Below are 11,090 nucleotides of genomic sequence, written 5' to 3'. Positions count from 1 at the left end.
TACCTTACTTTGGTGCCTGTATTCACGTACCGCCACCGCCACCAAACCAGATCATTTACGTGAAGTTCCCTCAAGGGGCACCAGTGCAACAGCTGTGGGACGTGATTTATGTGGTCGGTACGCTCAAGACAGAAACCATGAGTCATGAGTTGGCCGAAACGGGTTACCTGATTGAAGGCACCGCGATTACTGAGTACGACGATCAGTAACCCCTCGAATCCATTAACAATAAAGCAACCTGTTAAACGCCCAGCTTAGGTCAGATATCGAGAGAGATACGCTAGGATCCCGAGATAAGTCAGGAGTAAAAAGGCGATTAGCAGGTGCTTTTTCAGTTTTTCATCACTTGAAAACTTCATAAAGCCCTCCAAAACAATAGCAACAATTTTAACAACTTATTATCATTCGTGATAGTGATATTTTTATAATCTTATTCGGATAAGCATCACACTCTATGGCGGGTAGCATCCGGCATCGCTGTGCAATATGATTTAATAACGATATGACTGCTAAGGAATATCATCATGTCTGAGCCAAATAAGCCGGTTGTGATTGAGCACGACGCTACCCACACCGATAAGCAAGAAAAAAAGTCCAGCTACGTCAAAGACAGCGCCAGCCGTATCCTCACCATCGCCCAGCAATATGGGTTGGATGCCATGCTGCAAGCGCAAACACCGGAAAAAACGGCACTCGAACGCGCTTTGTTGCGCGAGCGTAAACGCAAAGAGCTCAGACAGAAAAACCTTGAGCAGATCCTAAAGCTTGCTCACACCTCATGTAAGAACGAAACCGCAGGCGATCCTGACCAAGATTGGTTGTATCGATTCTTCGATATGGCGCAAGAGGTGCACAACAGCGCTATGCAACGTTTGTGGGCTCAGGTGCTGAAGCGTGAAGTCACCAACCCTGGCTCCACGTCGATGAAAGCCCTAAAAGTGCTGCAAGATATGACGCCCAAAGAGGCGCAGATCTTACAACGCGCATCCTCACTGGCGTGCAGTTTTGGCGGAGACAACAGCCGCAAGCTCTTGATCGGTTACCGCGCCCAAGGGGGCATTTTTAGTTTTGGCAAGCGAAATACCACCAACAACATCAATGTCGGCAACTTCCAACTCCCCTATTCGAGTTTATTGGTATTGTTTGAACTGGGGCTAATGCACTCAGCAGAGCTCGAATCGGGCGAGATTGAGCTCGACTCACCACTGGCGTTGACCTACCAAGGCAAACAACTCTTGTTGCAAGCGCACAGCAAAGGCGTGAGACTGCTCTACTACCGTTTTAGCCCTACCGGCAACGAGCTGTGCAAACTGCTAGGGAATAAGCCCAATACCCAGTATTACGATCAGCTGTTGGCGCTCCTCAATCAGAAATTTAGCGCCAATACCGACGCGTCAAACTCCTCGATTCACCACACGGTGTAGTGGCCGACAAACAAAATCAAACGACAAAAAAACGCCAGCGACATCGCTGGCGTTTTCATACTTGGCGGTCAACAGCCGATCATTACGCTTTCAGTGCTTTGAACGCGTTGATCAAGCCATTGGTCGAGCTATCGTGAGAGCTCACTGGCGCGTCATCGCCGAGTTCAGGTAGGATCTGGTTCGCCAACTGTTTACCGAGCTCCACCCCCCATTGGTCGAAGCTGAAGATGTTCCAAATCACGCCTTGAACAAAGATCTTGTGCTCGTACATCGCAATCAATTGACCCAATGTGCGTGGAGTGATCTGCTTAACCAAGATGGAGTTCGTTGGGCGGTTACCTTCAAACACTTTGAATGGCACCAGGGCTTCCACTTCCTGCTCCGTTTTGCCTGCCGCCAAGAACTCCGCTTTCACTGTCTCTGCAGATTTACCAAACGCAAGTGCTTCAGTCTGAGCAAAGAAGTTCGACATCAATTTCTGATGGTGATCACCGGTTGGGTTGTGGCTCAACGCTGGCGCAATGAAGTCCGATGGGATCAACTTAGTGCCTTGGTGAATCAACTGGTAGAACGCGTGCTGACCATTGGTTCCTGGCTCACCCCAAATGATAGGGCCCGTTTGGTAAGTCACAGCATCACCGTTGCGATCGACAAACTTACCGTTGGATTCCATGTTACCTTGCTGGAAGTACGCCGCGAAGCGGTGCATATACTGATCGTATGGCAAGATCGCTTCCGACTCTGCGCCGTGGAAGTTGTTGTACCAAATACCGATCAACGCCATGATCACTGGAATGTTGCTCTCAAGCTCTGTCGACTTGAAGTGGTTGTCCATCTCATGAGCACCGGTCAGTAGCTCGATGAAGTTGTCGTAGCCGACACCCAATACAATCGACAAACCGATCGCAGACCACAGTGAGTAACGACCGCCGACCCAATCCCAGAACTCAAACATGTTGTCGGTATCAATACCGAACTCAGACACCGCGCTAGCGTTAGTCGACAAGGCCGCAAAGTGCTTAGCTACGTGCGCTTCATCACCGGCTGATGCTAAGAACCAATCACGAGCGGAGTGCGCATTGGTCATGGTTTCTTGCGTGGTGAAGGTTTTCGATGCCACAAGGAAGAGTGTGGTTTCTGGGTTTACTTTCTTCAACGTTTCAGCGATGTGAGTGCCGTCAACGTTAGAGACAAAGTGCATGTTGAGGTGTGTTTTGTACGGCGCGAGCGCTTCAGTCACCATGTATGGGCCTAGGTCAGAGCCGCCGATACCAATGTTCACGACATCGGTGATGGCTTTGCCTGTGTAGCCTTTCCACTCACCGCCAATCACACGCTCAGAGAACGATTTCATCTTCTCTAGAACCGCGTTCACCGCTGGCATCACATCTTCACCATTGACCATAATTGGCGTGTTGCTGCGATTACGCAACGCCACGTGCAGAACGCTGCGGCCTTCAGTTTGGTTGATGGTGTCACCACTGAACATGGCCTCAATCGCGGACGCCAGATCCGTTTCTTGTGCCAAAGCAAACAGGTGCTTTAACGTCTCTTCATTGATGAGGTTTTTTGAGTAGTCGACAAGCATATCGTCGCCAAAGCGAGTCGAAAATTTGTCAAAGCGCGCTGGGTCTTGTGCGAAGAGCGCTTTAAGATCCATATCTTGTGCGGATTCAAAATGTGCGGTGAGTGCTTTCCAAGCGGATGTCTGCGTTGGATTGATAGTTTTCAACATGGTCGTTATCCCGATGTTACAGTCCGTTTTTATTCCATTCAGTCTAGCGAAAACTGGTGGAATCCCCGAATTTGAAAATGAAGAATAATTGTAATTTTTTTTCAGTTGCTCATTATGACCTAGGGTACCCTCACTCTCTTTGAGTTAGGTCACGTTACCCGCTTCAAAACCGAGCAACTGCGTCGTTGCACGTGGAATAATAGCATTGATTTTGGTGATGCTGCACCGTTGATCACTGCACTAACCCTAAGCAATTTTGCCAGCGGGTTTGTCTAGATAAGGAGTCTCTATGTGGTCTCAGGCCCAAGTACAATTGCGCGCGAAACCGCGCGGGTTTCATCTCATTACCGATGAAATTGAGCAACAATTGCCACAAATTCAATCGATTTCTGTCGGTTTATTACAGCTGTTCATCCAACATACGTCCGCAAGTCTTACCCTCAATGAGAACGCCGATCCTACCGTGCGCAGCGATATGGAAGCGCACTTTAATCACTTTGTGCCACAAAACGCGCCTTACTACCGTCATACTTATGAAGGTGATGATGATATGCCCGCGCACATTAAAGCATCGATTCTCGGCGCCAGTGTCATGATTCCGATTCGACAAGGTCGATTGGCACTAGGAACGTGGCAGGGGATTTATCTGGGTGAACACCGAGACAACGGTGGGAAACGAACTATTATTGCCACCCTACAAGGAGAGTAGAGCCCATCGGTGTGATTAGAACGGCTGATTGATCATCACGCGAAACGTGCCTTCTTCCGCTCCTTTCGCGATTTCGGCGCGAACGACCACGCCTTCAACCTGAAGCCTCACTGCTCCGCCAAGGTTCCACTGCATATCTGAGTGGAGCGTGGCTAAATCAAACTCATCAGCCACACGACCGGCTTCGGCAAACAGTACCCACTGCCACCAAGGCAGATCGTAATAATTAAGAACGGGCACACTCTCTAGCGGCTGCCAATCGGGTAAGACACGATACTCCATCGAGTAGTGCAGCGCCGAGCGACCGTGATACCGCCCTGCGGTAAAGCCTCGTAGGCGATATAAACCGCCAAGTCGCGCCTGAAGTTGCTCTGGCGGTCTCGCACAACCCTCACAGGCATCCCAGGTGGGCGTGTCTGCGGCATAGACATCAAACGCCAGCACTTGCTGATCAAACCAACTGCCCAAAGGGCCAAGGGCAACATACTGGCTGCTCTGCGCTTCCCACTTTATCCAGCTATCGCTAAGGCGCTGCTCTGTGCCCATGCTGACCGTGAACGCCGAGTGTGAGCCTTTGGTTGGGTTGCGGACACTGTCTCTATTATCCCAATCTAGGCTCACCTCAACGCCAGTGGCTTTCTCTGCTTGCGTGTAGACATCCAATTGACGCTCTGAGTAAAACGGCGTCACGCTGATGGAAGTGACGCCAGAGTCGTAAGGTGAGGCGGTGCTGACCGGACGTGACGGCGCAAACACACCACTCATGCCTTGCTGTGAAACCAGCCCCCAAGGGAGCAAATATTTAAACTCGAATTGGTAGTTCTGCTCATCACCGTTGGTGATGGTGCTGCCCCCCGTAGGCGACGCATTGCTACCCTGCTCTCCAAGGTAATAAGGGTTGTCATTAAAGCGCGCTTGGTACATCTGCGTACTGACCAGCCAATGAGAGGAGAGTGCGTAATTGAACGCCGCAACATAACCAAGATAACTGGCTTTATCAGAGTACAACCCCATGCCAAAGAGCACGGTTTGCGGTTGCCCTACGCCTTTCGCCACCCCAGCAACACCGAAGGTATTACCGAGCGTTTCGGTACTAAAATAAAAGGGCAGAAACGCAGAATCTTTCTCGCCACTGTGGCAAAAGGTAGCGATAAAAAAGCTGGCCACTAGGGCCAGCATTCGCAGTTTATTCATAGCTTTGCAGAGACTTCTGGTAATCCATCTCAACACGCGAAGTGAGCTTAGTCACCAGTTCATAGGCGATGGTGCCAATGTGGGACGCCACCTCTTCGGAGGGTAAATCTTGCCCCCAAAGAATCGCTTCATCACCCACTTTGTCTTGTGCGTCACCGCCAAGATCGACCGTTAGCATATCCATCGACACTCTACCGACAATCGGCACTCTGCGACCATTGACCAGCACAGGGGTGCCATTGGGCGCGGTTCTTGGGTAGCCATCGCCGTAACCAATCGCAATCACGCCGACTTTGGTGTCTTGCGCGCAAGTCCATGTGCCGCCGTAACCGACCTTTTCCCCTTGCTTCACATCTCGAACCGCAATGAGGTGAGATTTTAACGTCATCACTGGCTGATAGCCGAGATCCGCCGCACTTTGATCATTAAATGGCGACACGCCATACATGATGATGCCGGGTCTTACCCACTCTAACTGGCTCTCTGGCCAAGCCAGTAAACCCGCAGACGCGGCGAGAGAACGCTCACCTTCACAACCTTGCGTCAAAGAGAGAAACAGCTCGGTTTGCTCTTGCGTGGTGCTGCTTTCGAGCTCATCAGCGCAGCCAAAATGACTCATGTAACGCAGCGGCTTCGCCACATTCGGGCAGCGCTTCAAACGGGCAACAAACGTTTCGTATTGCTCTGGCCTGACACCTAAGCGATGCATACCGCTGTCGACTTTCAGCCAAACCACAACAGGAGTATCCAACTCGGCATCTTCTAATGCTTGAAGCTGCTCTTCACAGTGCACCACCGTTTGGATGTTGTTGGTGACTAATACAGGTAAATCCCCTGGTGAATAAAAGCCTTCGAGAAGGAGGATAGGTTTCACCACACCACAAGCGCGAAGCCCCAGCGCCTCTTCAATGCGCGCGACGCCAAACGCGTCCGCACCTTCAGCGTGCTTGGCAACGTGACGAAGTCCATGCCCGTATCCGTTCGCTTTCACCACGGCCATGATTTTGCTGCTCGGCGCTTGGTGTTTAATGCGAGCCAAATTGTGTTTCAGCGCATCCAAATTAATCGATGCGGTTGCCGCTTTCATGTAACTCATCGATTATTCATCATCCATATCAAACGCAGGACCCGCGTAATTGTCAAAGCGCGACCATTGACCTTGGAAGGTCAGTCGCACTGAACCAATCGGACCGTTACGCTGCTTACCCAAGATAATCTCTGCGGTCCCTTTCATCGGGCTATCTGGGTTGTACACCTCGTCACGGTAGATGAACATGATCAAGTCGGCGTCCTGCTCGATAGAGCCCGATTCACGCAGATCCGAGTTCACCGGACGTTTATCGGCTCGTTGCTCCAACGAACGGTTCAACTGAGACAGCGCCACCACAGGCACATTGAGCTCTTTAGCCAACGCTTTCAATGAGCGAGAAATCTCTGCAATTTCCAACGTCCGGTTATCCGACATCGCAGGGACGCGCATGAGCTGAAGGTAGTCGACCATGATCATCGACAGACCGCCATGATCGCGAGCCACACGACGAGCGCGCGAGCGCACTTCCGTCGGTGTCAAACCTGAGCTGTCATCGATGTACATGTTCTTCTTCTCCATGAGAATCCCCATGGTCGATGAGATACGCGCCCAGTCTTCATCATCCAACTGACCGGTACGAATTTTCGTTTGATCAACACGCGACAACGAGGCGAGCATACGCATCATGATCTGTTCCGCGGGCATCTCAAGAGAGAAGATCAGCACGGGCTTGTCTTGTTCCATCGCCGCGGTCTCACATAAGTTCATCGCAAAGGTGGTTTTACCCATCGATGGACGCGCTGCGACAATGACCAAATCAGAACCCTGTAGACCCGCGGTTTTCTTGTTGAGATCCGTAAAGCCCGTGTTGACGCCAGTCACCCCGTCTTGCGGCGTTTTGTACAACAGTTCGATACGTTCGAGGGTTTTTTCTAGAATGTTGTCGACGTTTTGCGGACCTTCATTCTCATTGGTGCGGGACTCGGCAATGGCAAATACTTTACTCTCAGCCAAGTCGAGCAGATCTTCTGAGCTGCGTCCTTGTGGATCGTAGCCGGCATCGGCAATCTCATTGGCAACACCGATCAAGTCGCGAACCAGTGCGCGCTCAGCCACAATGTCTGCGTACGCATTGATGTTCGCCGCACTCGGGGTGTTTTTGACTAAGTCCGCCAGATAAGCAAAGCCGCCTACTTCATCAAGCTGTTCGCGCTGCTCTAAAAATTCTGACAAGGTGATGAGATCAAGTGGCTTGTTGTCTTCCAAAATGGCTTGTACCGCTTGAAACACTAAACGGTGAGGTCGACTGTAGAAATCTTTGGCGACCACACGCTCAGAGACGGTATCCCAACGCTCGTTATCCAACAGCAAGCCACCAATGACCGACTGCTCGGCTTCTAATGAGTGCGGTGGGACTTTGATGGCATCGACTTGGGCGTCTCGTGGTTTAAGGTTCCGATTCTCTACTTTGCTCTGGGCCATGATTTCACTCAACAACTTGTTCCTGACCGGACATTATAACGAGAATCATCGCTATGTCTCCCGTTTCAAGCTAGGAACAACGATCCGATTTGAGTTTTGACTCCGCCCTGACCAAGTCTATACAAAGCCTGTTTATTATTGCGCCCTGTTATTTTTCGACCGAGAGGTACTGAGTGTCAAAACTTTGGTTATTGTGCGTGGGGTTAATAGGCTCGTCCTTGGCCTACGCAGATAGTACGGATCAAAGTGAAATGGATATCCAAGTACCTTCCCCCTGGGATACAGAGGTCGAGTTCGGCTATCAAGCACACAAGGGCAATTCCGACTCCGAATCGCTCAACTCTCGTTTAAGTGCCGAGTACATTAAAGGTCGCTACCGTACCAGCGGAGAGTGGAAATACTACCTGCTCTACAAAGATGGGACAGAAGACAAGCGGCAGTCCACCTACACTATGCAAGGTGACTATAAACTTGGGCCCAAGACCTACCTCTATTCGAGTTATAAAGGCGTCAACTCAAAGTACACCGCGTACTACAAAGATCACACGCTTTCGGGAGGGCTCGGTTATCAGTTATCAAACACGGATGACTTCTTGCTTGAAGTCGAAGTCGGTCCGGGTTATCGCTACCAAGAACCCAACCTTGATGAAATTGATGATGACGATATCATCTTTCCCAACATTGTGAGGGAAGCGATTTTTCGTGGCAACATCAACAGCAGTTGGCAAGTGCTTGAAAGCCTACGTCTCTCCGCGGACGTGACTTGGGTTAGCGGCCACAGTAACACCCGAACCGATACCGACATCAGTGTCACCAACAACATCACTGAGGATATTGCGCTTAAGCTCACTCATAACCGCCAATATCACGATAAGGTTCCAGAAGGGCTAAGCAAAGCTGATAGTATGTTTTCGGTCAACTTGCTGTTTGTGTTCTAAATGAAAGAAGAACCCTGAGCAAAATAGCAGACATAAAAAAACACCAGCCGAGGCTGGTGTTTTGCTATTCGTCTTAAGGCTGAATTACTCAGCTGGTACAACTTGTAGGTTGATAGCAGCAAATACTTCAGAGTGAAGTTGGATGCTGATTTCAAACTCACCAGTAGTACGTAGAGCACCTTCAGGTAGGCGAACTTCGCTCTTAGCTACTTCAACGCCAGCTGCAGTGATTGCATCAGCGATATCACGAGTACCGATAGAACCGAATAGTTTACCTTCGTCACCTGCTTTAGAAGCGATAACGACCGCTTCTAGTGCGTTCACTTTCTCAGCGCGAGCTTCTGCAGCAGCAAGTTGCTCAGCAACTTTTGCTTCTAGCTCAGCGCGACGAGCTTCGAACATCTCAACGTTAGTCTTAGTTGCCATAACTGCTTTACCTTGTGGGATAAGGAAGTTACGAGCGTAGCCAGATTTAACGTTTGCAGTGTCACCAAGACCACCTAGGTTACCGATTTTATCAAGTAGAATAACTTGCATTGCTTAATCCTCTTTCTTAATAAAACGACCGATTACTGATGCTTGTCAGTGTACGGAAGTAAAGCTAGGTAGCGTGAACGCTTAATAGCGCGAGCTAGTTGACGTTGGTATTTAGCGCTTGTACCAGTGATACGGCTAGGAACGATTTTACCAGCTTCAGTGATGTAGTTTTTAAGAGTTGCTACGTCTTTGTAATCAATCTCTTGTACGCCTTCTGCAGTGAAACGGCAGAATTTACGACGACGGAAGAAACGAGCCATGGGCTATCTCCTGATCTTAAATTTGAGTAATGTTGTCGGCATGTAACACTAATTTCCCAACGCCATTTCGGCCGGTTTGATAAGCGACAAAACCACTTACCTTAATGTTACTGCCTTGTACTAAATTCTGAGTCAATGCTTGTGACCTTTGCCCACTGATCACGACCGGTAGACGACAATAGACTTGTCTCGGTAGGTCAGCTTCAATCATGGTCGAGCGATGCTCTAACCAAAACCGACAGTGTTCAATACCACTTGGGCTTTTACTTCGAATGGGAGGCTTAGCAATGGTGCCACTGAGCTCCATTCGATTGGTCATAAGTGAAATTACTCAGCCGCTGCTTCTGGCTTAGCTTCAGCACGCTCTTCGCGACGAGGAGCACGCTCTTCTTTCTGCTTAAGCATGATAGATTGCTCAGTGATAGCCGCTTTAGTACGCATGATCATGTTACGTAGAACTGCATCGTTGAAACGGAAAGCAGTTTCTAGCTCATCAATAACAGCTTGATCAGCTTCCACGTTCATTAGAACGTAGTGAGCTTTGTGAAGCTTGTTGATTGGGTAAGCCAGTTGACGGCGACCCCAGTCTTCTAGACGGTGGATAGTACCGCCAGCTTCAGTGATTGAACCAGTGTAACGCTCGATCATGCCAGCAACTTGCTCGCTTTGATCTGGGTGCACCATGAATACGATTTCGTAATGACGCATGGGTTGCTCCTTACGGATTATTCAGCTTCCACAATTGGCTCAGTCGTCCAGAGGAAGCAAGGAACTAAAGATAATTGACTGAGATTTAAGGAGCCGGAATAGTACAGAAAGAAAGCAGTTTAAGCAAGAGAAAAGATGAGTTAGGTATGACAAACTTGGCTAGGTTGCCGAGTGTGCGTTGTAGGCAACGCATACACTCAGCTTCGGTAGTGACGTTAGTGAAACGTTAGTTAATCTTCATCAACAAATTGCGCTTGGAGATAGTTTTCGATACCGGTCATATCAATCAATCCAAGTTGCGTTTCAAGCCAATCCACGTGTTCTTCTTCATCTTCTAGGATTTCTTGGAACAGATCACGAGAGACGTAGTCTCGAATGTCTTCCGCATAGGCGATGGCGTCTTTCAAATCCGGTATGGCTATCAGCTCTAACTTCAGATCGCATTCGAGCATTTCTTTGGTGTCTTCCCCGATCATCAACTTACCCAGGTCTTGAAGATTAGGAATGCCCTCTAGAAATAAAATGCGCTCGATGAGATGGTCGGCGTGTTTCATCTCGTCGATAGACTCATGGTACTCTTTGTCTGCGAGGTGCTTTAGCCCCCAATCCTTGTACATACGAGCATGAAGAAAGTATTGGTTGATGGCAACGAGTTCATTGCCGAGAATTTTGTTGAGATGCTGGATAATAATTGGATCGCCTTTCATGACAGAAGCCCTCCTCTTTGGCTCTTTTAACTGTAGAACCAAATGAGAAGGTGTCAAAAAAGTCGACACATTTTTAGCTAGTGGATTAGCTAGCTTGTTTAAACAGATTCACTGCCGATTCGTTGATGATCTCTTTCGCCGTGCGCACACACTTACCACATTGGGTGCCTAAGGCTGTGCATTTCTTGATTCCTTTTATATCGGTCACGCCCTCTTCGACAACTAACTTGCGGATTTTTTTATCCGAGACGCCATGACACAAACAAACGAACATAATTTTACTACCTGACCTAACGACTTCTAGATTGAATATAAAAGAGAACCATTCTTATTACCAGTCTCAAATGAGTAAAATATAGATCGATT

The 11,090-nt window shown here is 49.1% G+C and carries 14 protein-coding genes; 4 read left to right on the top strand and 10 right to left on the bottom strand.

Going from position 1 to position 11,090, the window contains the following annotated elements:
* Together AC6R1O_RS14370 and AC6R1O_RS14365 are read left to right on the top strand one after the other, a co-directional pair.
* Positions 1-209: DUF3299 domain-containing protein (locus AC6R1O_RS14370; protein ID WP_500657255.1), on the top strand; the 209-nt coding region annotated here is incomplete at its 5' end.
* 315 nt (positions 210-524) lie between these two features.
* Entirely contained in the window at positions 525-1,424 is a 900-nt protein-coding gene (locus AC6R1O_RS14365; RefSeq protein WP_500630528.1) for a TIGR03899 family protein, read from the top strand.
* Positions 1,425-1,506: 82 nt separating this feature from the next.
* Here the strand turns inward: AC6R1O_RS14365 and pgi are convergent, their stop codons facing one another.
* Positions 1,507-3,159, bottom strand: a complete 1,653-nt coding sequence (pgi, locus tag AC6R1O_RS14360) for a glucose-6-phosphate isomerase (protein WP_334554997.1) — start codon at positions 3,157-3,159, stop codon at positions 1,507-1,509.
* A gap of 289 nt (positions 3,160-3,448) precedes the next feature.
* Between pgi and AC6R1O_RS14355 the strand changes: the two genes are divergently transcribed.
* On the top strand, positions 3,449-3,868 hold the full coding sequence (locus AC6R1O_RS14355; RefSeq protein ID WP_500633118.1) for a secondary thiamine-phosphate synthase enzyme YjbQ: 420 nt from the start codon (positions 3,449-3,451) through the stop codon (positions 3,866-3,868).
* A gap of 15 nt (positions 3,869-3,883) precedes the next feature.
* On the opposite strand, the gene AC6R1O_RS14350 is transcribed toward AC6R1O_RS14355, so the two are convergent.
* From AC6R1O_RS14350 to AC6R1O_RS14340, 3 genes are read right to left on the bottom strand one after another with little or no spacing between them, the layout of a single operon-like run.
* Positions 3,884-5,062, bottom strand: a complete 1,179-nt coding sequence (locus AC6R1O_RS14350; protein WP_500633117.1) for a BamA/TamA family outer membrane protein — start codon at positions 5,060-5,062, stop codon at positions 3,884-3,886.
* Positions 5,055-6,149, bottom strand: a complete 1,095-nt coding sequence (gene alr / locus AC6R1O_RS14345) for an alanine racemase (protein WP_487901822.1) — start codon at positions 6,147-6,149, stop codon at positions 5,055-5,057. The genes AC6R1O_RS14350 and alr overlap by 8 nt, the downstream gene beginning before the upstream one ends.
* A 12-nt stretch (positions 6,150-6,161) precedes the next feature.
* Positions 6,162-7,574 (bottom strand): replicative DNA helicase, encoded by a 1,413-nt coding sequence (locus AC6R1O_RS14340; protein WP_500625640.1) that lies wholly within the window; start codon positions 7,572-7,574, stop codon positions 6,162-6,164.
* A gap of 173 nt (positions 7,575-7,747) precedes the next feature.
* On the opposite strand from AC6R1O_RS14340, the gene AC6R1O_RS14335 reads away from it, so the two are divergent.
* The gene (locus AC6R1O_RS14335; protein WP_487901817.1) at positions 7,748-8,512 is read left to right on the top strand and encodes a DUF481 domain-containing protein; all 765 of its coding nucleotides are present in this window, start codon (positions 7,748-7,750) and stop codon (positions 8,510-8,512) included.
* An 84-nt stretch (positions 8,513-8,596) separates the two neighbouring features.
* Here the strand turns inward: AC6R1O_RS14335 and rplI are convergent, their stop codons facing one another.
* The 6 genes from rplI to AC6R1O_RS14305 all read right to left on the bottom strand — a co-directional run bounded on the left by rplI (position 8,597) and on the right by AC6R1O_RS14305 (position 10,998).
* Positions 8,597-9,049 carry a 50S ribosomal protein L9 gene (gene rplI / locus AC6R1O_RS14330; protein WP_487901818.1) on the bottom strand — a complete coding sequence of 151 codons (453 nt, stop codon included), beginning with the start codon at positions 9,047-9,049 and terminating at the stop codon, positions 8,597-8,599.
* A gap of 32 nt (positions 9,050-9,081) precedes the next feature.
* Positions 9,082-9,309, bottom strand: a complete 228-nt coding sequence (gene rpsR, locus AC6R1O_RS14325) for a 30S ribosomal protein S18 (protein WP_000090472.1) — start codon at positions 9,307-9,309, stop codon at positions 9,082-9,084.
* Between the two features lie 16 nt (positions 9,310-9,325).
* Complete coding sequence (gene priB / locus AC6R1O_RS14320; RefSeq protein ID WP_500629302.1) at positions 9,326-9,628, bottom strand: primosomal replication protein N; 303 nt, start codon at positions 9,626-9,628, stop codon at positions 9,326-9,328.
* An 8-nt stretch (positions 9,629-9,636) separates the two neighbouring features.
* Complete coding sequence (gene rpsF, locus AC6R1O_RS14315; protein WP_004747103.1) at positions 9,637-10,017, bottom strand: 30S ribosomal protein S6; 381 nt, start codon at positions 10,015-10,017, stop codon at positions 9,637-9,639.
* 230 nt (positions 10,018-10,247) lie between these two features.
* Entirely contained in the window at positions 10,248-10,724 is a 477-nt protein-coding gene (gene bfr, locus AC6R1O_RS14310) for a bacterioferritin (RefSeq protein ID WP_500629303.1), read from the bottom strand.
* A gap of 85 nt (positions 10,725-10,809) precedes the next feature.
* On the bottom strand, positions 10,810-10,998 hold the full coding sequence (locus tag AC6R1O_RS14305) for a (2Fe-2S)-binding protein (protein WP_334554990.1): 189 nt from the start codon (positions 10,996-10,998) through the stop codon (positions 10,810-10,812).
* Positions 10,999-11,090: the final 92 nt, after the last annotated feature.

Source organism: Vibrio sp. R11-SG3-ISO3-SZ (genome assembly GCF_059834345.1).
Note: the sequence above shows the minus strand (reverse complement) of the source record. Positions and strands in the feature narration are given on the sequence as shown.